The organism is Streptomyces sp. NPDC091209 (assembly GCF_044757755.1).
Classification (GTDB): domain Bacteria; phylum Actinomycetota; class Actinomycetes; order Streptomycetales; family Streptomycetaceae; genus Streptomyces.
Genome location: NZ_JBIVVR010000003.1, coordinates 94585 through 119875, shown reverse-complemented (window position 1 = coordinate 119875; position 25291 = coordinate 94585). Strand labels below are relative to the sequence as shown.

The 25291-nt window shown below is 70.4% G+C and carries 21 protein-coding genes, 1 tRNA gene and 1 pseudogene; 11 read left to right on the top strand and 12 right to left on the bottom strand.

Annotation, left to right across the window (positions count from 1 at the left end; genetic code table 11):
* The first annotated feature begins 36 nt into the window (after positions 1-36).
* Complete coding sequence (locus tag ACIQRL_RS10745) at positions 37-1482, top strand: carboxylesterase/lipase family protein (RefSeq protein ID WP_401329832.1); 1446 nt, start codon at positions 37-39, stop codon at positions 1480-1482.
* Positions 1483-1617: 135 nt separating this feature from the next.
* Here the strand turns inward: ACIQRL_RS10745 and ACIQRL_RS10740 are convergent.
* A tRNA-Thr gene (locus tag ACIQRL_RS10740) sits at positions 1618-1691 on the bottom strand.
* A 237-nt stretch (positions 1692-1928) separates the two neighbouring features.
* On the opposite strand from ACIQRL_RS10740, the gene ACIQRL_RS10735 reads away from it, so the two are divergent.
* The 3 genes from ACIQRL_RS10735 (at position 1929) to ACIQRL_RS10725 (ending at position 4760) form a co-directional block, all read left to right on the top strand.
* On the top strand, positions 1929-3065 hold the full coding sequence (locus ACIQRL_RS10735; RefSeq protein WP_401329829.1) for an ABC transporter ATP-binding protein: 1137 nt from the start codon (positions 1929-1931) through the stop codon (positions 3063-3065).
* 234 nt (positions 3066-3299) lie between these two features.
* On the top strand, positions 3300-3749 hold the full coding sequence (locus tag ACIQRL_RS10730) for a hypothetical protein (protein ID WP_401329827.1): 450 nt from the start codon (positions 3300-3302) through the stop codon (positions 3747-3749).
* A gap of 279 nt (positions 3750-4028) precedes the next feature.
* On the top strand, positions 4029-4760 hold the full coding sequence (locus tag ACIQRL_RS10725) for a nucleotidyltransferase family protein (protein WP_261702030.1): 732 nt from the start codon (positions 4029-4031) through the stop codon (positions 4758-4760).
* 211 nt (positions 4761-4971) lie between these two features.
* Here ACIQRL_RS10725 and ACIQRL_RS10720 read toward each other — a convergent pair whose 3' ends face one another.
* The 6 genes from ACIQRL_RS10720 to ACIQRL_RS10695 all read right to left on the bottom strand — a co-directional run bounded on the left by ACIQRL_RS10720 (position 4972) and on the right by ACIQRL_RS10695 (position 11651).
* Positions 4972-6723, bottom strand: a complete 1752-nt coding sequence (locus ACIQRL_RS10720; RefSeq protein WP_401329824.1) for a DoxX family protein — start codon at positions 6721-6723, stop codon at positions 4972-4974.
* A gap of 117 nt (positions 6724-6840) precedes the next feature.
* Complete coding sequence (gene rlmB / locus ACIQRL_RS10715) at positions 6841-7785, bottom strand: 23S rRNA (guanosine(2251)-2'-O)-methyltransferase RlmB (RefSeq protein WP_401329821.1); 945 nt, start codon at positions 7783-7785, stop codon at positions 6841-6843.
* Positions 7786-7904: 119 nt separating this feature from the next.
* Complete coding sequence (gene cysS, locus ACIQRL_RS10710; protein WP_401329820.1) at positions 7905-9305, bottom strand: cysteine--tRNA ligase; 1401 nt, start codon at positions 9303-9305, stop codon at positions 7905-7907.
* 249 nt (positions 9306-9554) lie between these two features.
* Positions 9555-10079: a 2-C-methyl-D-erythritol 2,4-cyclodiphosphate synthase gene (gene ispF / locus ACIQRL_RS10705; RefSeq protein ID WP_401329817.1), complete on the bottom strand. Its 525-nt coding sequence runs from the start codon at positions 10077-10079 to the stop codon at positions 9555-9557.
* Positions 10069-10821: a 2-C-methyl-D-erythritol 4-phosphate cytidylyltransferase gene (gene ispD, locus ACIQRL_RS10700; protein ID WP_401329814.1), complete on the bottom strand. Its 753-nt coding sequence runs from the start codon at positions 10819-10821 to the stop codon at positions 10069-10071. The genes ispF and ispD overlap by 11 nt, the downstream gene beginning before the upstream one ends.
* 347 nt (positions 10822-11168) lie before the next feature.
* Positions 11169-11651: a CarD family transcriptional regulator gene (locus ACIQRL_RS10695; protein ID WP_003953493.1), complete on the bottom strand. Its 483-nt coding sequence runs from the start codon at positions 11649-11651 to the stop codon at positions 11169-11171.
* A gap of 712 nt (positions 11652-12363) precedes the next feature.
* Here ACIQRL_RS10695 and ACIQRL_RS10690 point away from each other — a divergent pair.
* Positions 12364-13005, top strand: coding sequence for a DUF461 domain-containing protein (locus tag ACIQRL_RS10690; RefSeq protein ID WP_401329811.1), 642 nt, complete (start codon positions 12364-12366; stop codon positions 13003-13005).
* Positions 13006-13158: 153 nt separating this feature from the next.
* On the opposite strand, the gene ACIQRL_RS10685 is transcribed toward ACIQRL_RS10690, so the two are convergent.
* Both ACIQRL_RS10685 and ACIQRL_RS10680 read right to left on the bottom strand, forming a co-directional pair.
* Positions 13159-13839, bottom strand: a complete 681-nt coding sequence (locus tag ACIQRL_RS10685) for a response regulator transcription factor (RefSeq protein WP_037622332.1) — start codon at positions 13837-13839, stop codon at positions 13159-13161.
* Positions 13836-15113 (bottom strand): ATP-binding protein, encoded by a 1278-nt coding sequence (locus ACIQRL_RS10680; RefSeq protein ID WP_351860206.1) that lies wholly within the window; start codon positions 15111-15113, stop codon positions 13836-13838. The genes ACIQRL_RS10685 and ACIQRL_RS10680 overlap by 4 nt, the downstream gene beginning before the upstream one ends.
* A 244-nt stretch (positions 15114-15357) precedes the next feature.
* Here ACIQRL_RS10680 and phoU point away from each other — a divergent pair, with 244 nt between their 5' ends.
* The 5 genes and pseudogenes from phoU to ACIQRL_RS10655 all read left to right on the top strand — a co-directional run bounded on the left by phoU (position 15358) and on the right by ACIQRL_RS10655 (position 22558).
* A complete protein-coding gene (gene phoU / locus ACIQRL_RS10675) occupies positions 15358-16047 on the top strand; it encodes a phosphate signaling complex protein PhoU (RefSeq protein ID WP_401329807.1) in 690 nt (229 codons plus the stop codon).
* A gap of 1146 nt (positions 16048-17193) precedes the next feature.
* The gene (locus ACIQRL_RS10670; RefSeq protein ID WP_167455652.1) at positions 17194-17346 is read left to right on the top strand and encodes a hypothetical protein; all 153 of its coding nucleotides are present in this window, start codon (positions 17194-17196) and stop codon (positions 17344-17346) included.
* A gap of 419 nt (positions 17347-17765) precedes the next feature.
* On the top strand, positions 17766-21596 hold the full coding sequence (locus tag ACIQRL_RS10665) for an ATP-binding domain-containing protein (RefSeq protein WP_401329804.1): 3831 nt from the start codon (positions 17766-17768) through the stop codon (positions 21594-21596).
* Positions 21597-21787: 191 nt separating this feature from the next.
* Positions 21788-22009: pseudogene (locus ACIQRL_RS10660) on the top strand (ribosomal protein L7/L12); the annotation flags it as partial.
* A 27-nt stretch (positions 22010-22036) separates the two neighbouring features.
* Positions 22037-22558, top strand: coding sequence for an HAD domain-containing protein (locus ACIQRL_RS10655; protein ID WP_401330796.1), 522 nt, complete (start codon positions 22037-22039; stop codon positions 22556-22558).
* A 127-nt stretch (positions 22559-22685) separates the two neighbouring features.
* Here ACIQRL_RS10655 and ACIQRL_RS10650 read toward each other — a convergent pair whose 3' ends face one another.
* Together ACIQRL_RS10650 and ACIQRL_RS10645 are read right to left on the bottom strand one after the other, a co-directional pair.
* Positions 22686-23522, bottom strand: a complete 837-nt coding sequence (locus ACIQRL_RS10650; protein ID WP_401330794.1) for a PhzF family phenazine biosynthesis protein — start codon at positions 23520-23522, stop codon at positions 22686-22688.
* Between the two features lie 172 nt (positions 23523-23694).
* A complete protein-coding gene (locus ACIQRL_RS10645; RefSeq protein ID WP_401329802.1) occupies positions 23695-24048 on the bottom strand; it encodes a DUF1330 domain-containing protein in 354 nt (117 codons plus the stop codon).
* 270 nt (positions 24049-24318) lie between these two features.
* On the opposite strand from ACIQRL_RS10645, the gene ACIQRL_RS10640 reads away from it, so the two are divergent.
* Complete coding sequence (locus tag ACIQRL_RS10640) at positions 24319-24597, top strand: hypothetical protein (RefSeq protein WP_401329799.1); 279 nt, start codon at positions 24319-24321, stop codon at positions 24595-24597.
* 160 nt (positions 24598-24757) lie between these two features.
* Here the strand turns inward: ACIQRL_RS10640 and ACIQRL_RS10635 are convergent, their stop codons facing one another.
* The gene (locus tag ACIQRL_RS10635) at positions 24758-25201 is read right to left on the bottom strand and encodes a hypothetical protein (RefSeq protein ID WP_401330865.1); all 444 of its coding nucleotides are present in this window, start codon (positions 25199-25201) and stop codon (positions 24758-24760) included.
* Positions 25202-25291 lie beyond the last annotated feature (90 nt).

Below are 25291 nucleotides of genomic sequence, written 5' to 3'. Positions count from 1 at the left end.
CACCCACCTGACCAACCAGCAGCCAGGAGGACCCAGATGGCACCCGCCGATCCCGCCACCGTCACCACCACCTCGGGCCCGATCCGTGGTCGCCTCCACCGGCACGGGTCCGTCTTCCTCAATGTGCCCTACGGCGCACCGCCCGTCGGACGCGGGCGTTTCGCCGCACCGAGCCCGCACGAACGGTGGACCGGGATCCGTGACGCGACACAGCCGGGACCGACTGCGCCCCAGCCCGCCCGGGACTCCTTCGGCACCCTCGACATGTCGCCCTACTTCGGCCCGGGCTGGCAGCGCGGCGACGACTACCTCACCGTGAACATCTGGGCCCCGCAGCCGGATGGACCGACCCGGCCGGTCATGGTGTTCGTGCACGGCGGCGGGTTCGTCGCGGGCTCCAACCGCGCACCGCTCTACGACGGAACGGCTTTCGCCCGCGACGGCGTCGTCCTGATCACCGTCAACTACCGCCTGGGCATCCCCGGCTTCCTGCACCTGCCCGACGCCCCGGACAACCGCGGCATGCTCGACGTCCTGGCCGCCCTGCACTGGATCCGGGAGAACGCCGCGCGCTTCGGCGGCGACCCCGACAACCTCACGCTCTTCGGCCAGTCCGCCGGAGCCATCATCGTCGGCGGCATCCTGGCCGACCCGGCATCCTCGGGCCTGGTCCGACGGGCGATCATCCAGAGCGGCAGCGGCACCGGCGCCTTCACTCCCGACCAGGCGGGCATCGTCACCGCGGCGGTCGGACGCGAGCTGGACCTCGACCCCACCGTCAAGACCCTGGCCGATGTCCCCGACGAGCGCCTGGTCTCCGTCATGGCCGGCCTGACCGGCCTGGACCTGCGCACGTCCACCCACCACGACCCGCTCGGCGGAATCACGTCCTTCAGCCTGGTCGGCGAGCACCAGCCGGCCACCGCGGTCGCCGCCGGCCAGGGAGGCGAGGTCGAACTGCTGATCGGCGCCAATCTCGACGAGGGCAGTCTCTACCTGGCCCCGTCGGGACTCCTGGCGAACACCACCGACGCCGATGTCCGGGCCACCGCGGCACGGTTCCACCCCGACCCCGACGAAGCCGTCCGTGCCTACCGGGCACAGCACCCGTCCGCCTCAGCCGCCGATCTGCGCACCACCATCCTCGGTGACGGACTGTTCACAGCCGGTACCCGGAAGATGGCCGCCGCACACGCGAGCGCCGCGGCCAGACGGACGTACTGCTACGAATTCGTCTGGCGCTCCGACGCGAACGACGGACGACTGGGCGCGAGCCATGTCATGGAGTTGCCGTTCGTCTTCGACCGCCTGTCCCTGCCGTCGCTGCGCGGCCCACGAGGGCTCCTCGGCAACGCCGAACCGCCCGCCCCACTCGCCACCCGGATCCACCGATCGTGGATACGGTTTGCCGAGACCGGCGATCCCGGCTGGCCCATCCACGAACCGGCCGGAGGCCACGTCCAGCACATCGGCGCCGCCTGACGGCCAACCGCGCGGGCCCCATAGTGGCCCCATCGGGCCACTTAGAGGCCCGATCCGCAAGTGGTTCAGACCATGAAGTCATCACGGAAAGGCAGAAGCCCCAGGTCACAACGAGTGCGTCCTGAGGCCTTCCGGAGCCCCCTGTCGGATTCGAACCGACGACCTACGCATTACAAGTGCGTTGCTCTGGCCATCTGAGCTAAGGAGGCCTGCCGCGCGCGGGGCGGGCGTGCCCGTGCAGTGTACCCACGTCGCAGCGGGGGCCTGTCGAGAGTTTCCGCGAACTTCACCGGTGCCCGGGTACTGACAGAACACATGAACGCCAGGTAGCGTCCTGACCCGGTTCACTCATGTGGACTACACCACTATGGGCGTTTCCGTAGTGGATCACCACCTTTACAACGGATCGTCCGGCACGTTCCTGCCGGTGAAGGGGGCCCATCACCATGGCCACTGTCTCGTTCGACAAGGCGACCCGGATCTACCCGGGTTCCGAGAAGCCCGCCGTCGATGCCCTGGAGATCGACATCGAGGACGGCGAGTTCCTCGTCCTCGTCGGTCCCTCCGGCTGCGGCAAGTCCACCTCGCTCCGCATGCTCGCGGGGCTCGAGGACGTGAACGCCGGCGCCATCCGCATCGGTGACCGCGACGTCACGCACCTGCCGCCCAAGGACCGGGACATCGCGATGGTGTTCCAGAACTACGCGCTGTACCCGCACATGACCGTCGCCGACAACATGGGCTTCGCGCTCAAGATCGCCGGCGTCAACAAGGCCGAGATCCGCCAGAAGGTCGAGGACGCGGCGAAGATCCTCGACCTCACCGAGTACCTCGGCCGCAAGCCGAAGGCCCTCTCCGGCGGTCAGCGCCAGCGTGTCGCCATGGGCCGCGCCATCGTGCGTGAGCCCCAGGTCTTCCTCATGGACGAGCCGCTGTCGAACCTCGACGCCAAGCTCCGCGTCTCCACCCGTACGCAGATCGCCTCGCTGCAGCGCCGCCTCGGCATCACCACGGTGTACGTCACCCACGACCAGGTCGAGGCCATGACCATGGGCGACCGGGTGGCCGTGCTCAAGGACGGTCTGCTCCAGCAGGTCGACTCGCCGCGCAACATGTACGACCGTCCGGCCAACCTCTTCGTCGCCGGCTTCATCGGCTCCCCGGCCATGAACCTGGTCGAGGTCCCGATCACCGATGGCGGCGTGAAGTTCGGCAACAGCGTCGTCCCGGTCAACCGCGAGGCCCTCAAGGCCGCCGCCGACAAGGGCGACCGCACGGTCACCGTCGGCGTCCGCCCCGAGCACTTCGACGTCGTCGAGCACAACGGCGAGGCCGCGAAGTCGCTGTCGAAGGACACCGAGGACGCCCCGGCCGGCCTCGCCGTCTCGGTGAACGTCGTCGAGGAGCTCGGCGCCGACGGCTACGTCTACGGCTCCGCCAAGGTCGACGACAAGCTCACGGACCTCGTCGTCCGCGTCAGCGGCCGCTCGGTCCCGGACAAGGGCGCCACGCTGCACGTCGTCCCGCGTCCGGGCGAGATCCACGTGTTCTCCACCTCGACGGGCGAGCGCCTGTCCGACTGACGTCCGCGTCATCCGGGCGGAAGCGCACACCCCGTAGGGGTTGAATTCACCCAAGTTGACGAAGAGGGCCCGGCAGCCTGCTGCGGGGCCCTGTTCGTTGTCGACAAATACCCCGGCAGACCGGGCATTTCGATATGTGTACGTCAACGCGGTACCCAGAAGACACCGCTTCCCCATCCCCCGAACCGGTGACTAAATGTCGCCAAATCATCACCCCGCGCTACCCTCACTCGCGTGAAGCACTCCACCACTAACCAACAGACCCGGCGTGGCCGTGGCCCCGCCCGCCGGATCGGCCGCACCCTCGCCCTCGTTCTGCCTGTCGTCCTGGTGCTCTCCGGGACTCTCGCGGTCACCCGAGTCAACTGGTCGGGGAATTCCTCGAGCTCGGTGCTCACCGCGTCCTCCGAAGACGTCTCGGCGCGAGCCGTCTCCCGTGCCCCGCAGGACGTCCTGCGCGACAAGCTGCTCCTGGAACTCCAGGAGCAGAACCCGGGCGTGGCCCTCACCGACCTCCAGGAGGCGGTGAACGACCGTCCGTCGCTCGGGAAGCACTGCGTCTCCATCGCCCGCGCCCTGGGCCGCGCGGCGGTCCGTGCGTACGGACCGACCCGGGCCCAGTCCTTCGCCCGGCCCGTCTGCGACACGGCGTTCGCCTCGGGGGTCGCGGCCACCCATTTCTGAGGCCACCGCCCCCGCCCCCGGCCCGCCCCCTCGGAGACCACAGTTCCCTCCGAGGGGCACGGCCTCCACGGCCGCCCGCTCACGCCCGCCCGCCCGCCGACGGCAGCGCGCGTCATCCGGTCCGACGCGTCGCGCGCCGTCCGGTCGATCACGCCTCACGCCTCACGCCATCCGGTCGATCACCTCGCACATCGGCTGATTCCGGGCCGCCCGGTAACAGCTGATTAAGGAACGGTTGCCGCGAGAGGCCGCGCGCGGGGCGCCACGTACAGTTCGGGCATGACCGATCCGAACGCCGCGTCGCGCCCCGTTCAAGCCGTCGTCCTGGCCGGCGGCCAGGGCTCCCGGCTGCGTCCCTACACCGACGACCGGCCCAAGCCGATGGTCGAGATCCCCGGCACCGGGACACCGATCATCGGCCACCAGCTGACCTGGCTCGCCGAAGAAGGCGTGACCGACGTCGTCGTCTCCTGCGGTCACCTCGCCGACGTCCTGCAGAAGTGGCTGGACTCGGCCGACCTCCCGCTCAACGTCACGACGGTCGTCGAGACGGAGCCCCTCGGCCGCGGTGGCGGTCTCAAGTACGCCGCCGCGCACCTCCCGCACCCGGACCTGCCCTGGTACGCGACGAACGGCGACATCTGGACCCGTTTCTCGCTGCGCGACATGGCGGACTTCCACGCCGAGCGCGACGCGGTCGCCACCCTCGCACTGGCCCGCCCCCGTATCCCGTGGGGCGCCGTCAAGACGGACGGCTTCGGTCACATCACGGACTTCATCGAGGCCCCGCCCTCCACGTTCGAGATCAACGCGGGCGTCTACGTCTTCTCGCCCGAGTTCACCGACATGCTCCCCGAGCGCGGCGACCACGAGCGCACCACCTTCCCGCGCCTGGCCCGCGAACGCCGGCTGTCCGGCTTCCCGATCCCGCAGGGTGCTTACTGGCGCGCCATCGACACCGCCAAGGACCTCACGGAGGCGGCGAAGGAACTCGCGGCCCTGGGCCGCTAGAGACCGCCCTCCGGCCCTACGAGAGCCACCCAGGCACGACGACAGGGCCCGCGCCCGCCCAACGCGACGTACGCGCACCCACGCACCCACGCACCACGCATCGCTCACGACGTACACGCACCGCGGCACGTGGCACCACGCGCACGCACCACGGCAGGACCCCGCACGCTTGCGTGCGGGGTCCTGCCGTTCGTCGCGGATGGCCGGGGTGTCAGCCCAGCAGGCCGCCCACCAGGCCCGGCTGGCCGGTGGACGAACTCCCGCCGGTGGTGGTGCCATTCGCCGCGCCCGTACCGCCGGTGCCGCCACCACCGCCGACGCCACCGCCTCCGCCACCCCCACCGCCGGTCGACGTGCCGCCGCTGCTGGTGGGGCCCGCGCTGGTGCTCGGGGCCTGGCCGACCGGGGAGGACTGCTGGGGCGGGGCCTGACCGCTGCCCTGGGTCCGGCTGGGCTGCCCGCCGCCGGCCCGGCCGGTCTCCTGGGTCGCACCCGGCGTACTGGCCGCCGTCGACGGAGGCGCGGAGCTGCTCCGGCTGGGCGCCACCGAGGCCGACGGGGTGGCCTTCTGGTGCCGCTTGCCGGGCGTCTCGGGGAGCGGGGAACCGGGCAGTTCGTTGCGCGGGGCCTCGCCGGGTCCGGGGACGACGATCCGGCCCGAATCACGGACGGCGCCGCCGAGGAGCGACCCGATGAGCAGGGTGAGTCCGACGACGACGGCCGTGAGCAGCGCGCCCCGGCGCAGCACGCGAGCGCGCAGGTCCCAGATGTCGGCGCGCGGCCCGAGTGTCCGCCAGGCCTCACTGGCCAGTCGCCCGTCGGCGGAGTAGACCGGGGCGCCCGCGATGATCAGCGGGGACCAGGCGGCGAGGTAGATGATGTCGGGCGCGTCGTACGCGGGAACCGTCTTCCAGCTCACCGTGACGATGAGCGCCGCCGAGAGCATCGCGCCGACGACCGCGGCCACCCGCTGCCACAGCCCGAGGACGGTCAGGACGCCGACGATGACCTGGAGGAAAGCGATGACGAGCCCGGAGCCGACGGGGTGCTGGAACGCGAACTGCCGCAGCGGCTCGGCGACTTCCCACGGGTGCAGCGTGTTGAGCCACTTCGTCATGGAGCCGCGCTTGCCGCCGTCGAAGTAGACCGGATCGCAGAGCTTGCCCATGCCGGCGTAGACGGAGATGAATCCGAGGAAGACGCGCAGCGGGAGCAGCACGACGCCGAGGTTCATCCGGCGGCCCGGGTGATAGGCGTGCCGTACCGGGTCGGAGCTGCGCCGCCTGGCGGGGGCGTCACCCGCCGTCTCGTCGAAGCCGTCGCCCTCGAAGCCGTCCTCGAAGTCGCCGTCCGCGTAGGCCTGTTCGCCGTAGGACCGCTCGCCGTAGGGCCGATCGCCGTACGGCCGTCCGTCGTAGGCCTGTTCGTCATAGGCGCTGCCCACGCCGCGCATCTGCGGCAGCAGTCGCTGCTCATCGCCGACGGGGGTGCGCGGGCTGCCGACAAGGGGGGTCTCGACCGTGTCGACGGTCAGATCGCCCGCGTAGCCGGGCTGTTCGCCGATGCGCGGGATGACCTGGGTCGAACCGGCGTCGGCCGTCGGTCCGGTGGAGCCGTGCGTCAGCCCCGCGCTCCGTACGGCCTGGAGCAGGCGGTGGGCGCCGGTGTCGTCCGGCGCGGACTTCCCGCTCCAGACGACGGGAGCGCGGCGGCGGGCCCCGTCGGCCGGACCGGCCCCGCCCGCCCGGCCCGGCGCACCGGCGCCGGGAGAGCCCAAGTGCCGTGCGATGCGCGGGGACTGGCGCCGCGAGGGGCTCGCCAGTTGAACGCGGAAGCTCGCATGATTGACGATGACCTGCGCCGGATCGCTCGGCACCTTCACCATGCTCAGCGCGGGAACGTCGTCGAATCCCGACGAGCGGTCCCCCGTGGGTGTGCGGGGTGTTCTGGTGTCCACACTCATCTAACCGAGTGACGTGTGCTTAGGACACTGCTTTGACCACGCCGAACTGTCCGGACCGCGTCAAGATCATCCAGAACGTCCCGTTCGCCCCACGAGGGTGGCCGCCCGGACGCCTGGTCAGGCGCGTCGGCGTGCCGCCTCGTACAGCACAACTCCCGCCGCCACACCGGCGTTCAGCGACTCCGCGCCACCGGGCATCGGGATCCGCACCCGGAAGTCGCAGGTCTCGCCGACCAGTCGGGACAGGCCCTTGCCCTCGCTGCCGACGACGATGACGACGGGGCCGCCCAGCGCCTCCAGGTCACCGACCTCGACCTCGCCGTCCGCGGCGAGTCCGACCACCACGAGACCGGCCTTCTTGTACGTCTCCAGGGCGCGCGTCAGGTTGGCGGCGCGCGCGACGGGCGTACGGGCGGCGGCACCGGCCGACGTCTTCCAGGCACCGGCGGTCATGCCGGCCGCACGGCGCTCGGGCACGACGACGCCGTGGCCGCCGAAGGCGGAGGCGGAACGGACGACCGCGCCGAGGTTGCGGGGGTCGGTCACGCCGTCGAGGGCGACGATCAGCGGGTCCTGGCCCTCGTCGTACGCGGCGGCGGCGAGGTCCTCGGGGTGCGCGTACTCGTACGGCGGGACCTGGAGGACGAGACCCTGGTGGTTGAGCCCGTTGGTCATGCGGTCGAGCTCGGGACGCGGGGCCTCCATCAGGTGGATGCCGCCGCGCTCGGCGACGAGCTGGAGCGCCTCGCGGACCCGCTCGTCGTTGTCGATGAACTGCTGCACGTACAGCGTCGTCGCCGGCACGCCCTCGCGCAGCGCCTCGACGACGGAGTTGCGCCCGACGACCATCTCGGACGTGCCCTTGCCGCCGCGACCCTTGGGGTGGGCGGGGCGGCGGACGATCTGCTTCGCCTTGGCGTTGGCGACGCGGTTCTTCTTGTGACCCTTGCGCGCCTCGGCGGGCGGGGTCGGACCCTTGCCTTCCAGGCCCCGGCGCCGCTGGCCGCCACTGCCGACCTGCGCGCCCTTCTTGCCGGACATGCGGCGGTTGTTAGCAGCCATGACCTACCTGTCTGTGTGAGACGTGCGTGCGTACGTATATGAAGTGTGCCGCCCGGAGGTCCGGGCGGCACAATCGATCAAGGCCGACGAGGGTCGGCCGGGGCCGCCGGAACGGCTGCTCAGCGCGGTCCGAGCGTCCAGCGCGGCCCCTGCGGGCCGTCCTCGATGACCAGGCCGGACTGGTTGAGCTGGTCACGGATGGCGTCCGCGGTGGCCCAGTCCTTGCGGGTGCGGGCGGCCTCGCGCTGGTCGAGGACCATCCGGACCAGGGTGTCGACGACGCCGTGCAGGTCATCGCCGCGATCGCTGTCGTCCGCCCACTGCGGGTCGAGCGGGTCGAGTCCGAGGACGCCGAGCATGGCCCGCACCTCGGCGAGGCGGGCGACGGCGGCTTCCTTGTCGTCGGCGGCGAGGGCGGAGTTCCCCTGGCGGACCGTCGTGTGCACGATGGCGAGCGCCTGCGGGACGCCCAGGTCGTCGTCCATCGCCTCGGCGAACGCGGGCGGCACCTCGGCGGACGGCTCGACGACGCCCCCCGCCTTCTCGACCACCCGCTGGACGAAGCCCTCGATGCGCGCGAAGGCCGACTCGGCCTCGCGCAGGGCCTCTTCGCTGTACTCGATCATCGAGCGGTAGTGCGGGGTGCCGAGGTAGTAGCGCAGCACGATGGGGCGCCACGCCTTGACCATCTCGGAGACGAGGACCGAGTTCCCGAGGGACTTCGACATCTTCTCGCCGCTCATGGTGACCCAGGCGTTGTGCACCCAGTACTTCGCGAACTCGTCCCCGAAGGCCTTGGCCTGCGCGATCTCGTTCTCGTGGTGCGGGAAGATCAGGTCGATCCCGCCGCCGTGGATGTCGAAGACGGTGCCCAGGTACTTGTGGGCCATGGCCGAGCACTCCAGGTGCCAGCCGGGACGGCCCCGGCCCCAGGGCGTCTCCCAGCTCGGCTCGCCCGGCTTCACGGCCTTCCACATGGCGAAGTCGCGCGGGTCGCGCTTGCCGGTCTCGCCCTCGCCCGACGGCTGGAGCAGGTTGTCGAGCTCCTGGTTGGAGAGCTGGAGGTAACCCGGGAAGGACCGCACGTCGAAGTAGACGTTCCCGTCGGACGCGTACGCGTGACCGCGCTCGATGAGCCCGCGCATCATCTCGATCATCTCGGGGATGTGGCCGGTTGCACGGGGTTCGTACGTGGGCGGCAGGCAGCCGAGCGCGTCGTAGCCGTCGTTGAACGCGCGCTCGTTCTCGTAGCCGATGGACCACCAGGGGCGGCCCTGGTCGGCCGACTTGGCGATGATCTTGTCGTCGATGTCCGTGACGTTCCTGACGAACGTCACGTCATAGCCGCGGTACTCGAACCAGCGGCGCATGATGTCGAAGTCGAGGCCCGAGCGGATGTGCCCGATGTGCGGTGCGGCCTGCACGGTCGCGCCACAGAGGTAGATCGAGACGCAACCCGGCACGAGCGGGGTGAAGTCACGGATCTGCCGGGCGCTGGTGTCGTACAGGCGAATGGTCACGCCTCCAGGGTAGTGGGCCCCGGGTAGTGCCCCGCGACCCTTCCCCCGCAAGGCCACGTATTCGTGACACACGGAGGACCGCCCGCCCCGTTCACCCCGCCCGCCCCCTTCGGCGTACGAGGATCACCCGTTCGGCCGAACGGAACCCTGCCCGTGTCGGCCCGAACGGACGACCCGTGTCAGGCCCGTACGGACGACCCGTGTCAGCCCGTACGAACGCCACGGCTCGGTCCGTCCGCACGGCCCACCTCAGCCCGTACGGACGACCAGTGCCGTGGCGACCGCCATCAGGCCCTCGGCGCGGCCCGGGAATCCGAGTCCGTCCGTCGTGGCGCCCGACACCGAGACCGGCGCGCCGACGGCCTCCGACAGGATCTTCTGGGCCTCGTCCCGCCGCTTGCCGATCTTCGGGCGGGGTCCGACGACCTGGACCGCGACGTTGCCGACGGTGAAACCGGCCTCGCGGACGATCCGCGCCGCCTCCGTCAGCAGCACGACCCCCGACGCCCCGGACCACTCGGGGCGCCCGGTGCCGAAGTGGGCACCGAGGTCACCGAGGCCCGCCGCCGAGAAGAGCGCGTTGCACGCGGCGTGCGCGACGACGTCCGCGTCGGAGTGCCCGGCGAGTCCGGGTCCCTCCCCCTCCCACTTCAGGCCGGCGCACCACAGCTCCCGGCCTTCCTCGAAGGCGTGGATGTCGGTGCCGATCCCGACGAGCGGGAGCACCGGCCCCGGGCCGGGGTCCGGCGTCCGCTCCGGTGTCTCAGAACCCATCGTTCAGCCTCCGCCGTGCGAGGACCGCCTCCGCGAGCACCAGATCGAGCGGACGCGTCACCTTGAACGCCTCCGCGTGGCCCGGCACGACCACGACCCGCACGCCCAGCTGCTCGACCATGCTCGCGTCGTCGGTCACGTTGTCGGTGACGGTCTCGTGGGCCCGCACCAGCGTCTCGCGGTCGAAGCCCTGGGGCGTCTGCACGGCACGCAGCCGCGCCCGCTCGGGGGTCGCCACGACCGGCTCGGGCTCCCCGGCGACGGCCGCGGGCTCGACCTCCTTGACGGTGTCGGCGAGCGGCAGCGCCGGTACGACGGCGGGAGCGCCGTCCCGGACGGCCTCGATGACGGCGTCCACGGTGTCCACGGGGACGAGTGGCCGGGCCGCGTCGTGCACGAGGACGATGTCGATACCGGGCGGCAGCGCGTCGAGCCCGTACTTCACGGACTCCTGGCGCCTGTCACCGCCCGGGACGACGAGGAAGTCGGTGCGGTCGGGCAGCGCGTGCGCGTCGAGCAGTGTCTTGACCTCGGCCGTGCCGTCCGGCGGAGCCACGACGACGACCAGCGAGACGGCACGGGACGCGGCCATCGCGCGGACCGCGTGGATGAGCATGGGCGTGCCGTTCAGCGCGCGGAGCGCCTTGGGGGCGCCCGGACCGAGGCGCACACCTCGTCCGGCGGCCGGGATCACGGCGGCGGTGCGGGCCTCCGGCGGCGAAGGGAGCGAAACGTCAGACATCGGTTCCTGTCAGGTTTGTGTGCTCGACCGGGATGGGTATGGCCTGGGGGTACCCCCTGCTCGGAGAGCTGGGGGAGCGCCGGGCGCGACGCCTTGACCGGACCCTTCCGTGACATCCGGTCGAGTCGAGGGCCCGGGTCGGCACCTCAAGTATCGGATACGCCGGTATACCGCGGGAAAGCCGATGCCGGGTGAACGTCCGGTTTACCGAATGGGCGCGGGTACGAACATGCCGCAGCGCCCGGCGACAGCAATTGCGTCATCGGGCACCGCGGCATTTTCATTGCGCTGCTGCGCGGGCTTGTGCGTACGTCAAGACGGCTGGCGTCTCGGCGACTGAGCCGGCGTCAGGACGCGAGGACCTCGTCGAGCAGGGCCTCGGCCTTGTCCTCGTTGGTGTTCTCCGCGAGGGCGAGCTCGCTCACCAGAATCTGGCGCGCCTTGGCGAGCATGCGCTTCTCACCTGCGGAGAGTCCGCGCTCGCGCTCACGACGCCACAGGTCACGCACGACTTCCGCGACCTTGATGACATCGCCGGAGGCGAGCTTCTCCAGATTTGCCTTGTAGCGACGCGACCAGTTCGTGGGCTCCTCGGCGTACGGCGCGCGCAGCACCTCGAAGACCCGGTCCAGTCCGTCCTGACCGACCACATCACGCACGCCGACGAACTCCGCATTGTCCGCTGGCACACGTACCGTCAGGTCACCCTGGGCGACCTTCAGCACCAAGTAGGTCTTGTCCACGCCTTTGATCTGGCGAGTTTCGATGGCCTCGATCAGCGCGGCCCCGTGATGGGGATAGACCACGGTGTCGCCAACCTTGAACGTCATGTGACAGGTACCCCTTCCGTGGCTATCCAGAGTAACACGGAAACGGCGTCTTCTGAATGGCGTTTTCGCAGGTCAGGGCATATCTCGGGGCTTGACAACCGCAACAGGAACGTGCTGCGAGGGACGAGCGGAAGAGGGTATTCGCAGGTCGGAGCCGCTGTCCAGGCAGAGTGAAACGCGTACGTTACAGGCACCCGAAGCCCACGGTCAGGGTCTGAACATCCCGTTTTGTCCGGCTCCAAGAGCGCGACTTCCGCTACTCCGTTCGATGGGCGCAGCCGAGTACGAGACGAATCCGGAATTGATCAAGGGGTTCGAAGATCACGCACTCATCGACCCCCGTTGACCCCGTGATCCATTTTCCGGAGAGCCGGGCATTCATTCCACGAAATGCGCAAGCCTAAGTCTGCGGAACTTATGTGAATGGCGGACGAGCGCGCGATCAAAGTAGCCGACGCGCCGCGAGAGCGGAGCGTGAACAGTGGGGCGCACATCCGGCGCAATGGAGCCCGCGGGCGCATGCCCCACCGGCCCGCCGCCACCCGGACCGCTCCCCCGTTTCCCCCTCGGGCGGGCAAAGTCGGCGGCTTGGGGAGGGTCGGGTGCGGTCGCGCGGGAACGGATCGGTAACCTAAGGCCGCTGACAGACCCTTAGGGCGGCTTTACACAGAGGCCGCCCTGCTTCGCCCACGTTCAAGGAGTTGCCGCCGCCGTGAGCAGCAGCCTTCGACGCGGCACTCTCGCCGCCGCCGTCATCGCGTTCTCGTTCGCCTCGCTCGCCGCGTGCGCTGCCGGCAGCGACGCCCAGACGTTGGAGGTCAAGCCGGACAACGCGGCCACCTCCGTGGGCGACATCAAGGTCCAGAACGCGCTCGTCATCACCCAGCCCGACGTGAAGGCCACCGGTCCGGCGGTGGTCTCCGCGACGCTGTTCAACAACGGCACCACCGCGCAGACCCTGGACTCGATCAACGTCGAGGGCGAGGGCACCGCCCAGATCACGCCCGTCGGCGGCAAGGGCAAGCTGACCGTCCCGGCCGGCGGCTCGGTCGTCATCGGCGGCAAGGGCAACGCCTCGGCGGCGCTCTCCAGCCCCTCCCAGACCGTCCTGAACGGCAGCGTCCAGAAAGTGACCTTCGCCTTCAGCGAGACCGGTGACGTGAGCCTGAGCGCCTACGTCGTCCCGGCCGAGAGCTACTTCTCCAAGTGGGGTCCGAGCGACATCCCCGCCGCGCCGACGTCGTCCCCGGCCACTGCGCCGTCCGCGTCGATCACGGGCTCCCCGTCGGCGCCCGCCTCGGGCCAGCCGAGCAACAGCGCGTCGGCCAACCCCTCGGCGTCCGCCTCGCAGTGACGTGACCCCGCCGTACGACAGTACGACGAGCCGTCGTACGACATGCCGTACGACGAAGGGCGGGACCCCTGGCCAGGGGTCCCGCCCTTCGTCGTGGCTCTCAGTTCACGCTCTGCGCCGTGCTCCGGGCTCGCGCCCGGAGGTGGGGCCGGTCTACGGCTCGAACTTGTAGCCGAGACCGCGCACCGTCACCAGGTACCGGGGCGCGCCCGGGTCCGGCTCGATCTTCGCGCGCAGACGCTTGACGTGGACGTCGAGGGTCTTGGTGTCACCGACGTAGTCGGCACCCCAGACCCGGTCGATGAGCTGCATACGGGTCAGCACGCGGCCGGCGTTGCGCAGCAGCATCTCCAGGAGGTCGAACTCCTTCAGCGGGAGGTCGACCTTGCCGCCGGAGACGGTGACCACGTGACGGTCGACGTCCATCCGGACGGGACCGGCCTCAAGGGCCGCCGGGGCGACCTCCTCCGGCTCCCCGCGGCGGCGCAGGACGGCCCGGATACGGGCGACCAGCTCCCGGGAGGAGAAGGGCTTGGTGACATAGTCGTCGGCTCCTATTTCGAGCCCGACCACCTTGTCGATCTCGCTGTCCTTGGCGGTGACCATGATCACCGGGACGTTGGAGCGGCCACGCAGCTGGCGGCAGACCTCGGTGCCGGGCAGCCCCGGCAGCATCAGGTCGAGGAGGACGAGGTCGGCGCCATTGCGCTCGAACTCGTCGAGTCCGTCGGGCCCGGTGGTCGCGATGGCGACCTCGAAGCCCTCCTTGCGGAGCATGTACGACAGGGCGTCGGAGAAGGACTCCTCGTCCTCGACGACGAGCACACGGGTCACGGAAGGACCTCCGGGGCAGGAAGCGGTTCATACGGGGATGTGACGGTGGTCGTCCCGTCGGGCTGTCCGGTCTCGTCCTCTTCGTCGAGTCCGGGCATGTGGTGATCGGTGACACGGTCGCGCGCCGCGGTCGCCTCCGGCAGCCGCAGGGTGAACGTGGAGCCCTGACCCTCGGAGCTCCACACCGTGACCTCCCCGCCGTGCGAGGCGGCCACGTGTTTGACGATCGCCAGCCCGAGGCCCGTACCGCCGGTGGCACGGGAGCGGGCCGGATCGACACGGTAGAAGCGCTCGAAGATGCGCTCCTTGTCCTTGTCCGAGATGCCGATGCCCTGGTCGGTCACGGCGATCTCGATGTGTTCCCCACCGGGTGCCGTCACCCGGCGGGCGGCTATCCCGACGCGGGTGCGGGCGGGCGAGTAGTTGACGGCGTTCTCGACGAGGTTGCCGAGGGCCGCGGCGAGCTGGCCCCGGTTCCCCCACAGGCTCAGGTCGGCGGTGCCGCCGGCGGCCATGGTGATCTGCTTCGTGCCGGCCTGGTGGCGGCAGCGGTCGATCGCCTCGGCGACCAGCTCGTCGACACGGACCGGCTCGGCGTCCTCCAGGGGGTCGTCGTTCTGCACCCTCGACAGGTCGATGAGCTCCTGGACGAGGTTGGTGAGCCGGGTGGCCTCTATCTGCATGCGTCCGGCGAAGCGCTCGACGGCCTCCGGGTCGTCCGAGGCGTCCATGACGGCCTCGGAGAGCAGGGAGAGCGCCCCGACGGGAGTCTTGAGCTCATGGCTCACGTTCGCGACGAAGTCCCGCCGTACGGCTTCGATCCGGCGCGCCTCCGTCAGGTCCTCCACGAGGAGGAGGACGAGTCGCGACCCGAGGGGTGCCACACGCGCGGAGACGGCGAGTGCCTCACCCCTCCCCGTGCCCCTTCTGGGCAGGTCCAGCTCCACCTGCCGTATCTCCCCGTCACGACGGGTGTCACGCGCCATGTGGAGCATCGGTTCGACGGCCAGCTTGCCGCCGCGCACCAGTCCGAGGGCGTACGCCGCCGAACTGGCCTTGACCACGGCGTCCGCTTCGTCGAGTACGACCGCCGAAGACCTGAGCACCGACAGCACGGTGTCGACACCGGGCGGAAGCACCGCGTCCGTGTGCAGAGAGGTGCGGGTCGGGCGTTTCTGGTCGCGCTCGCTCCAGCGGAACGCCAGCATGGCGATGACACCGGTAAGCACTCCGGCGATCGCTGCCGCTGCGGCGACCGCCGCGTTCACGTCCATGCACCCAGGTTAGGCATGCCGTCGCTCCTGGCCACAGCCATCCGAGTGCGAGCTCGAACACTCGTCGCCCAGAGTTCACCCAGGAGCCAGTACTGATTCACTTGAGGTGCCGGAAACGGACGCGTACGGGCCCGAACGTGGGAGCGTGGGGTTCACGGGTCCCTCCGGCGGCCGTCCGGCGGCCGGAACAGCCAGGTCCCGGACCCCGGACCCCCCGAAGCTGACGTACGAGAGGGACAACCACATGCGTGACGCGTATCACGAGGAACTTGACTCGATCGGCGACGGCCTGGTCGAGATGGCCCGGCTCGTCGGGTCGGCGATCGGGCGCGCCACGACGGCCATCCTCGATTCCGATCTGAAGCTGGCCGAGAGCGTGATCGCGGCCGACCAGAAGGTCGACGATCTCCAGCACGAGCTGGAAGCCCGCGCGATAGCCCTGCTGGCCCGCCAGCAGCCGGTGGCGACGGATCTCCGTATCGTCGTCACCTCTCTGCGGATGTCGGCCGACCTGGAGCGTTCCGGCGACCTGGCCCAGCACGTGGCCAAGCTGGCCCGGCTGCGCTTCCCCGACCGCGCCATCCCGCACGACCTGCACGCCACGATCCTGGAGATGGGCCAGCTCGCGCAGCGCCTGATGGCCAAGGCCGCCGAGGTCATCATCACCAAGGACGTCGACCTGGCGATGCAGCTGGAGCAGGACGACGACGACATGGACCTCCTGCACCGCACGCTCTTCCAGCACCTGCTGGACGACAAGTGGAAGCACGGCATCGAGACCGCCGTCGACGTCACCCTCCTCGGCCGCTACTACGAGCGCTTCGCCGACCACGCCGTCTCGGTCGCCAAGCGTGTCGTCTACCTGGTCACCGGCGAGCACGCCGACGAACTCCAGGCGGACATCCAGCCGGTCACGGGAGTGGAAAGCGTGTAGCCCTCTCCGGCGCCCCGGGGACCATGGCCCACCCGGGCCCCGTCCCCTCGGGGGGCGCCAGGGCTTGCCAGGGCTGCCAGGGGGCTGCGGTCCACCCCCGGCGATTCCCTCGGGAGCGCCAGGACTACGGACCACACCGGCCCTCCCCCGGAGACGCCAGGGCGGCTGCCCACCCCGGCCCTTCCCTCGGGAACACCAGGGCTAGAGGCCGCCCCGGCCCCCTCCGCCCCGAGCAGGACGGCTATCGCCTGGCCCGGCTCTCCTGGGAGGGCCAAGGCCACAGCCCCGCCCCTCGTGGAGGAGCCAAGGCACTCGGCCGCCCCGGCCCTCCCTGGACGAGCCAGGGCTGTGGGCCCGGGTTCATCCCGGACGGGTTCTGGCGTTAGGGGGCCAACGTCCACGGGCGCCAGGGCAGGGGCGACCGGTCGATCCGGCTCTCCTCGGAGGGGCGCGGCCCTTCCGGACGTACGAAGCCCGCGGGCCCGACCGTCTCCTCCCGGGAGACGGTCGGGCCCGGCCTCTTTCCCCGGCGGCGGACGGCTGGGCCCGGCCGCTGCCCCGGCGGCCGACAACCGGACCCGGCCTCTTCCCCGGCGAGCGACAACTGGGCCCCGCCTCTTTCCCCGACGGCCGACAACCGGACCCGGCCTCTTCCCCGGCGAGCGACAACTGGGCCCCGCCTCTTTCCCCGACGGGCGACGGCTGGGCCCGGCCGCTGCCCCGGCCGGAGACGGCCGAGGGCATCTCCCGTCAAAGGCAGAGGCCTGGAGATTGTCGCGGGCGACCCCTCGTGGGCGGGCGAGGGCGGTGCGTCGCGTCCCTCTCGGGAGGCGGCAGCCCCGCCCGGTACTTCTCGGCGGTGAGGACCGCGGACCGATCTCTCGTCGGCGGGCGTGGGCGGCGGACCCAGCCGTTGCCGTCGGGGACGGGCGGGGACCGGGACCCAGGCATTGACCCGGACGACCCGCCGCGCGGGCACGGGCAGCGCGCTCCGCTCCCGGCCCGCCCCGCGCGGGATTCACGCCCCGGGAGCGTGAGACGCCTCAGTGCGCCGTTGATGCGCCCGCCTGGCTGGGCATGAGATGGGCGACAGGAGCTGTGCGGCGCGGTGTGCGTCGTACGCCTCCGTGCCTGAAGGAGGGACCCATGGCCGAATCCCCCAGCACGCCCGACCCGACCCAGGACCGCGACACCCAACAGCCCGCCGAGATCAAAAGTCTCCCTTTGTTCGGCGCCTGCGGCTGCGGCTCCGGCTGCGGCTGCGGCTGCCAGTCGGGCAATCCCTGCCAGTGCGGCTGATCGCATACGTACGTCCGGAAGGGCCCCGTCACCGCGACGGGGCCCTTCCCCCTTCCCCGTTCGCCCTTCGCCCGGCTTCTGCCGGCTCGTGGTCCACCGGGAGGGACGGCGACCCGCCCTCGATACGGCCGTGTCGCACCGCGCGGGCCGCCGGACGGTCCTCTCGACCGGGCGAATCCCGTAGGTCAGACCGAAATCCCGGAGGGCCACTCGAAAACTCCGAAGATCGGTCGGGATCTCCGAGGACCGCGCGAGACCTCCGAGGACCGGATGTGCTCGCGACGGACCGAACTCTGCTCGATTATGGGGCTGTTGTCCGATTGGCCGTGGTCTGACCGGTGAACTCTGCTACCTCTGGGACCGGGGAGGCGGGCCCTGGCCCGCGGCAGCGCGAGGGGCGTTGCCAGGAGGGGACACACGTGAGCACGACACCACGGGACGCGGTCATCGCCATCGAGCAGAAGGCGGTCGACCGCGCCTACGACTGCTACGAGGCCCGGCTCGCGGAGATGACGTCGCCGTCGGCGGCCACGGCTTCCGCGAGCGGCAAGGACGGCATCGCGGTCCGCAAGGAGGCGGAGAGCACGGCGGAGGAGTACGACGGTCTCGGGGGCGAGGCCCTGGTCATCAGCCGCGTCGACGTCCAGGAAGCGGGCGACGCCGAGCCGGAGACGTTCTACGTCGGGCGACGCCATGTCTTCGACACCGTGACCCGCGATCAGGTGGTCGTCTCCTGGACGAACCCGATCGCCGTGAGCTGGCAGAACGCCCGCCCGGAGACACCGGGCGAAGTGCTCCTGCGGCGCCGGCTGCGCTGCGCCGAGCGCACGGTCGAGGACTTCCTGGACGAGATCACCCCGGCCGCGGAACCGCACACCGGCTTACTGGGCCCCGGGCAAGAGGCCGCCTTACCAACGGCTTTCGAGGAGGAGCCCGCTCCCCTCGAAGCTCCTGACACCGCGGACACCGCGGACACCAGTGACGCCGTTGACGCCCCTGAAGGCTCTGATGCCTCTGATGCCTCTGACGCTCTCGAACCCCTTGGGTCGGAGGAGGCCCAGGAGCAACCGGCAAGCACCACCGCCCCGCCCGCCCGGGACGACATCGGACGGCCGCGTACCGTCCCGTCGCCACGGCATGGCGTCGGCCGACGGCGTCAGAAGCCGCAACCGGTCGACGAGTTCCTGCTGCGGGAACTGCGTCGCTCCCGCAGCGGCCGGATGCGCGACATCGTCGAGACGATCAGACGTGACCAGATGGCACTGGTCACCGGTTCGCCCGCGGACATCCTCGTCATCCAGGGCGGGCCCGGCACCGGAAAGTCGGCGGTCGGTCTGCACCGCGTGACCTGGCTCGTCAACAACGACCACTTCCGCGCCCAGGACATCCTGGTCGTCGGACCGCACCAGAACTTCCTGGAGTACGTGGGGCGTGTACTGCCGACCCTCGGCACCCGCAACGTCACCGCCGTCCAACTGGCCCGCCTCTGGGAAGGAGAGATCCGGGGCACGGACTCCACCGCCGCGCGGCTGGTGAAGTCCGACGAACGGATGGCGGCCGTCCTGCGCGGACGGGTGGAGAGCGAGTGCCGGCCCGAAGCCCTCGACACCGTCGTCTCCGCCGCTTCCCACGCCCAGGACGAACCGTCCTTCGTCGTTGTCGTGGGCAGCACTTCCCTGCGGCTGCCACGCTCGGAGGTGCTCGGTCTCCTCCAGGACGCCCGCGAGGGACCGGAGGGCTACCGGGCACGCAGGGACCGGTTCCGCACCCTGCTGGTGGACCGGTTGCTGGGTGAGCTCGTCCGGATCGCTCCGCGCCGCAGCAGGGACGCGACGGTACGCCGCGATCTGGAGCGCAACCGGCAGGTCGCGACCCTCGTCGACCGGGTCTGGCCCGCCCTCAGTCCCGAGGAAGCGCTGCGCGGTCTCCTCAACTCGCCCACCAGACTGGCCGAGTGCGCCTCCGGAATCCTCGACGCCGGTGAACAGGCGCTTCTTCAAAGGCTGAAGGCCGAGAGCGCGGCCGAAGAGCCCTGGACCATCGACGACTTGGTATGCCTTGAGGAGCTGCGTTTCCTCATCGCGGGCGAGAGCCCGCAGAGGTACCGGCACATCGTGGTCGACGAGGCGCAGGACCTCACCCCGATGCAGGCGAGGTCGCTGCGCAGACGGTGCCCGACCGGTTCGATGACCGTGCTCGGGGATCTGGCCCAGGCCACCGGACCGCATTCCTACACCGCCTGGGACCAGTTGGGCGGAATCCTGTCCGCCCAAGGGGACTGGCGCGTGGCCGAGTTGAACACCAGCTACCGCGTGCCGGCGGAGATCATGGAGTTCGTGGCGCCGCTGGCCCGAGCCGTCGCGCCCTCCCTGCCCTACCCGGCGGCCGTGCGACGGGCCGGCGACGAAGCGGTGCGGCTCGTCGCCACGACTCCCTGGGAGCTGCTCGACGACGCGGCGACCCGGACGGCACGCCTCGTGGGCACCGATGACGGACGGTCCCCCCGCTCGATCGCCGTGATCGTTCCCGACGACTCCGACTGGCTGGAGGAGGTCCGCCGACGCGTCGACCTCGTGGACGGCATGACCGACGACACGCTCCGCACGGTGTCCGTGCTCCCCGCGGCGCAGGCCAAGGGCATGGAGTTCGACCATGTGCTGGTCCTGGAGCCGACGACCATCGCCAACCGGGGCCCCGCCGGACTGCGCCAGCTGTACGTGGCCCTGACCCGCAGCACCCAGACGCTCACGATCCTCCACACGACACCGCTGCCGCTCGAACTCGGCCTTCCGGCCGACGACGCGGACGCCGAAGCCCCGCCCACGCTCACGCACTTGGCGCCCGCCACGACACCGTCGAAGGGAACTCCGGGCACCGACAGCTCAACTCCCGACGGTTCCAACCTCGATGACGCCACTCCCGACGGCTCGGCTCCCGACGGCTCCACTCCCGATGACGCCCCGGCCGATGAACTGCCGGTCGGCACCTCCGTCGAGGTGCGTGTGCTCGGCCCCGGCCCCGGATCCCACTGGAAGGTGAAGGTCCTCGCCCCCGCCACGGAGCGGACGGTTCTCCTTGTTCCCCGCCACGGCGAACCCACCCCGGCCACGGGCTCCCTCATGGACGGCTGGGTGACCCGGAACGAAGGCAGGCTGAGTCTGGTCTCGGCCGGCGACTTCGGCCGCAGACCCATCTCCGCCCGGATGGCGCTCCGTTACGAAGCCGCGCTCGGTGTCCTGCGGGACATCGCCCACGGCGGCGCGGCTCCGCCGGAAACGACGGCCCTCCTGTCCGAACTGAAGGGCATGGCCGCCCGTTGCCTGCGCCGCGACCGGGTCGACTGGCTGAGCGTCTGGCGCCTGCTGGGTTCCGCCGACCGCGACCGTCTGGGCGATCTGGCGGATCTCGCCGGGCGCACACGACAAGCGGTCGTGTCGGACGCTCCCGGCCTGCGAGCCGCCCTGACGGACGATCCGGCGTTCCGTCACTGGGCCGACGCCCTCGACCGGGCTCGTTTCGAACTGCGCCACCGATTCGACCCCGAACCGGCCCCGGAGCCGAACGCAGAACCCGTACGAAAACTCGTACCCGCGCAGCCCGTACGAGAGCGCGTGCCGGAGCCCGACACGACACCCGAGCCCAAGCCCGACAGCAGCCCCCAAGCCGAAGCCGAAACCGAAACCGGAACCAAAGCCGACAGCGCACGACCCGAGGCGATCACGGCTCCACCGACCGAGCCGCGCCGGCCACACGAGCAGAAGGACGCCGACCCCATGAACACTGCCGCTCTCCTGGACACCGACCCCGCCCCGTCCGAGGGACGGCCGGTGTGGAGCGAGGCACTCGCGCGGCACCTGGACCTCGAGGCGCGGAGCGACCGGGACTGCAACACGCACGAGGCCGTGCGCTTCGAACTGCGGGCCGCGCTCCTGCGAGCGGGACTACGCCCTTCGGACTCCGGCGTCTCCGACGTGATCCTCGACGGGCCGGACGGCTTCTTCCGCTACGAGGTGCTCGGCGCCGACCGTTCCGGGTTCACGCACCTGCGTGCGGGAGCGGTCCGCCTCATGGAACTCGACCGGGTGGAAGCCCGCTCCGCGGACACCCGTTACCTGGTCCTGTCCGAACCGCCCGTGGAGGACTGGGCCCCCGACGCGATCCGGGAGGTCTTCGGCGTGCACGTCGTCTGGCGGACCGCAGCCGGCTGGCACGGCCCGAACGCCCGAACCGCCTTGCACCTGACCGACTGACCCACAGCCCCCGACCGACCCCGGCGACCGCCCCGCCATCTACCGTCCGACCACCTCCTGTCCGGCCGGGAAGACACCCGCGAACAGGAAACCCCTGGCCACGGTGTCCAGGTGTCCCCGGCAGCCGAAATCGAGGCGCCACGCGGACTGCGGACTCGTATGCTCCGAACAGAAGGGGCGTGGGGAGAGCGATGACGGAGTACTTCCTGCTGGTGTGCGACGACGTGCCCCATGACGTGGTGCTCACCGGCCCCGGCCCCGGTCGACTGGACACGGCTCACGTCGTACGCCGGCTGACCGGACTGAGTCTGTGGCGCAGCAAGGTTCTCGCGGACCGGGCCCCGGTGGTGATCCTCGACGGCCTGCCCCAGCGGGAGGCCGAGGCGGCGGTCGCGGCTCTCCATGCCGTGGGCGCGCGGGCGGAGACGAGGGAACACGCGATGGGGCGCCCGATCCTCTTCCTCGACGTCGATGGCCCCCTCATCCCGCTCGGCGGAGGGCCCGGTCACCACCGGGCCTCCGACACGGACACCGCCCCCGCCTCCGAAGCGCTCCCCGAAGCGGGAAATCCCCTGCTCGGGCGGCTCGATCCGACCGTGGGCCCGCGTCTGACGGCGCTGGGATGCGAGCTGGTGTGGGCCACGACGTGGATGAACGAGGCGAACGCGTCCGTCGGTCCACGGATCGGACTGCCCTGGCTGCCTGTGGTGGAGTGGCCCGAGGCCACCGCCGACGAGGGTCCGCGTGGCCTTCACTGGAAGACCCGCACCCTCGTGGAGTGGGCCGCCGGCCGCCCGTTCGTCTGGGTCGACGACGAGATCGGCCCGGTGGATCGGTTCTGGGTCGACTCGCAGCACGAGGGCCCTTCCCTGCTTCACCGAGTCGACCCGTCCAAGGGCCTGACCGAGGACGACTTCTCCACACTGGCCGACTGGCTCCGTACGACCGTCGCCGCCCGGTGAGAACCCGGCGGGGACCCCGGGCTCAATTCGGGCCCGTCGGCTCTTGCCGTGCCGAGACCGACGCCCACACACCGGCATTCCGCCACCCTCCGCAACAGCGGCCCGCGGCGGGCCAGATGCCGGCTGCCTAAAGGGCGACAGCGGTCCCGGTGACCGCGATACCGGTGTCGAGACCGCCGGGGACGGTGACGCCGATGACACTCGGGCGCCCCATGTCGTCACCCTGATGAATCGTCAGTGTCACCGGCGGATCGACGAGCCCCAGATCGCGTAGGTAACCACCGAGCGCCGCGGCGGCCGCGCCGGTGGCGGGATCCTCGAAGACGCCCCCGGTCGGGAAGGGATTACGGGCGTGGAAGACGGACGGGGACTCCCGCCACACCAGGTCGACGGTGGTCCAGCCGTGGCGGCTCATCAGCCTGGGAAGCGCCTCGGTGTCGTAGTCGAGTACGGCCAGACGCTCGCGGCTCGCGGCGGCGATGACCGGGTGCCACGCCCCGGCGTACGCGACCCGCGGCGGCAACCCCGGGTCCAGTTCGTCGGCCGACCAGCGCAGCGCCCCGAGCAGGTCCGCCAGGTCGGCCGAGGCGATCGGCGCGGTCCTCGGGGGTACGCTCACGAGCGTCGCGGACACGGCCCCATCGGGGCGGTGAGCGGTGGACACCCGTACCGGACCGGCCTGGGTGTGGAACGTCAACTCCCCCACTCCGTGCCGCCGCGCGTACGCGACCGCCGTCGCCACGGTCGCGTGGCCGCAGAACGGCACCTCCATGAGGGGGCTGAAGTACCTCACGTCCAGGCTGCCGTCATCGCGGGGCACCACAAAGGCCGTTTCGGAATATCCGATTTCGGCGGCGACGGCCGACATGGCGGCTTCATCGGCCCCGGCGGCGTCCAGGACCACGCCGGCCGGGTTTCCGCCCTCCGGAACATCGCTGAAGGCCACATAGCGCAGAACATCCATTCCCATTCACCCACGGTAACCGCCACGAGCCGTCCCCGGTGCGGCCATCGGTCACCCGCGAACATGGGGCGAGACGGTGGGGAAGGTTCTGTCCAGGCAGTGGTCGTATGCGGACTTCATGGAGGGATACGACGCGCCTTTCAGGTCGGTCACCGGGATCCTGCTCTGCGTGCTAGGCCGGTTCCCCGGTCGTCTCCGCCCTGAGTTTCATCGCACGCTCGCGCGGGTCGTACCCGGAGGAGACGCCCTCGACCAGCACAAGGTCCCCGTCAATGTGGTCGGTCCGCAGCCGCAGGATTTCCTGGTACGCAGGGGACGCGTACCAGGCGCGGGCCTCGGTCAAGCCGGGGAACTCGATCAGCACCATGCTGCCCGGCCATTTCCCCTCCACCACCTCGGTCGGCGGGCCGTGGATCAGGAAGCGGCCGTGAAACGGGTCGAGGGTGTCCTGGATGCGTTCCAAGTACTCAAGGACGTCGGGGTGGTGACGGCGGTCATGGAGATGCGCAAAACCATATGCGGGCACGTCCGCTTCCTTCCTTCGCTCCAGCGAGACGACCTGAACGTAGCCGCCCGCTCAGCACTCCGCGATTTCCTGCGAGGTAATCCCCGGCCAGGAGGGGAACCCTCCGCGCACACCCCATTCAGCGGCAACTGTCACCGTCCCGTCGTCCGGTCTGCTGCAGGTTTGGGTGACAGGTTTGACCTGCCCCAGATCCTGGGTTCCAGCCGCGGTGGCTACTAGACACTCACCGACCCACGCGGCGGTGTCGTAGGGCTCGGCTAAGTTGCACGCATGACCGACAGGGATCCGCTCGTACCGGCACTCACCGGCCTGCTCGTCGACGTCGTGTGGTGGCTGGAGACCTGCGGGGATGAGGAAGTGGATCCCGACTCCGCGGTGAAGATGATGGAGGGTGTGGGCGGGGCCCTCCTGCAACTTTCCTCAGACCAACGGCAGAAGCTCTTGCAGGTGGTGGCGGACTTGGCCGAAGCGGAGCAAAACCCTGCGCGGCGCGAGTTCCTGGAGTCGTTCCCGTTCTCCATTGGCATGATCGAGGAGCAAGGGAACTGAGGCAAGGCCGGTTGGTAGGCGCCTGTTCAGCCACAACTGACCATGGGCGGCCGTGACCTGCGGCCGCCTTATCGATCACCGCTCTGACCTGCCGCTGAGCTGTCGGCAGTTGTCGACGCTGGTCACCATCGAGCGCTCTTCCACGGCAGGGCCTACGTCTTCAGAAATCCTGGCCTATCGCGATCAGAACCAGTGGGGCGTCCTTCTTCGGCAGCGCCACCTCATGGCTTCCATCAACCGTGTTCAGCTCGTAGAACGAAAGCCTGCCGTTCAGCGGGAGCTTCTTGTCGAGCTGCGTGAGCGTGAACGGACCGTTGAGTACCGTCTCCTGGCCAGTACGGCGCTCCCGCCACATCAGCGGCTGCCCTTGGGCAACGAACAGGGTGCCTATCTTGAGGTGCTGTATCTGTCGGCCCTTGCCGATGTTCAACAGAACTGTTCGGCCGATGGTTTTACTGAGCGCGGCCACTTCGAAGACTTGGCCCTGGAGCAGATCAGCGGCGTCCTGTGCGGGAGTACGACGCCTGATGAAGGTCAGGGCGAGAAGCAGATCGGTGACGTTTTGCGTACCGGCGGCACGCCGGGCAGCTCTCGGGGCGGTCATGGCGATGATCTTGACAGCCAGGGCGTAGGCCCACAAGGACCCAGCGGAGCTCACCACGGGCAGCGGGCGCCGGCCGGCGCCGGGGGGTCA

Coding starts and splice junctions, on each gene's coding strand:
- ACIQRL_RS10745 (WP_401329832.1), top strand. CDS start 37: ATGGCACCCGCCGATCCCGCCACCGTCACCACCACCTCGGGCCCGATC.
- ACIQRL_RS10735 (WP_401329829.1), top strand. CDS start 1,929: ATGGCCACTGTCTCGTTCGACAAGGCGACCCGGATCTACCCGGGTTCC.
- ACIQRL_RS10725 (WP_261702030.1), top strand. CDS start 4,029: ATGACCGATCCGAACGCCGCGTCGCGCCCCGTTCAAGCCGTCGTCCTG.
- ACIQRL_RS10720 (WP_401329824.1), bottom strand. CDS start 6,723: ATGAGTGTGGACACCAGAACACCCCGCACACCCACGGGGGACCGCTCG.
- rlmB (WP_401329821.1), bottom strand. CDS start 7,785: ATGGCTGCTAACAACCGCCGCATGTCCGGCAAGAAGGGCGCGCAGGTC.
- ispF (WP_401329817.1), bottom strand. CDS start 10,079: ATGGGTTCTGAGACACCGGAGCGGACGCCGGACCCCGGCCCGGGGCCG.
- ispD (WP_401329814.1), bottom strand. CDS start 10,821: ATGTCTGACGTTTCGCTCCCTTCGCCGCCGGAGGCCCGCACCGCCGCC.
- ACIQRL_RS10695 (WP_003953493.1), bottom strand. CDS start 11,651: ATGACGTTCAAGGTTGGCGACACCGTGGTCTATCCCCATCACGGGGCC.
- ACIQRL_RS10680 (WP_351860206.1), bottom strand. CDS start 15,113: ATGGACGTGAACGCGGCGGTCGCCGCAGCGGCAGCGATCGCCGGAGTG.
- phoU (WP_401329807.1), top strand. CDS start 15,358: ATGCGTGACGCGTATCACGAGGAACTTGACTCGATCGGCGACGGCCTG.
- ACIQRL_RS10670 (WP_167455652.1), top strand. CDS start 17,194: ATGGCCGAATCCCCCAGCACGCCCGACCCGACCCAGGACCGCGACACC.
- ACIQRL_RS10655 (WP_401330796.1), top strand. CDS start 22,037: ATGGGGCGCCCGATCCTCTTCCTCGACGTCGATGGCCCCCTCATCCCG.
- ACIQRL_RS10650 (WP_401330794.1), bottom strand. CDS start 23,522: ATGGATGTTCTGCGCTATGTGGCCTTCAGCGATGTTCCGGAGGGCGGA.
- ACIQRL_RS10640 (WP_401329799.1), top strand. CDS start 24,319: ATGACCGACAGGGATCCGCTCGTACCGGCACTCACCGGCCTGCTCGTC.
- ACIQRL_RS10635 (WP_401330865.1), bottom strand. CDS start 25,201: ATGACCGCCCCGAGAGCTGCCCGGCGTGCCGCCGGTACGCAAAACGTC.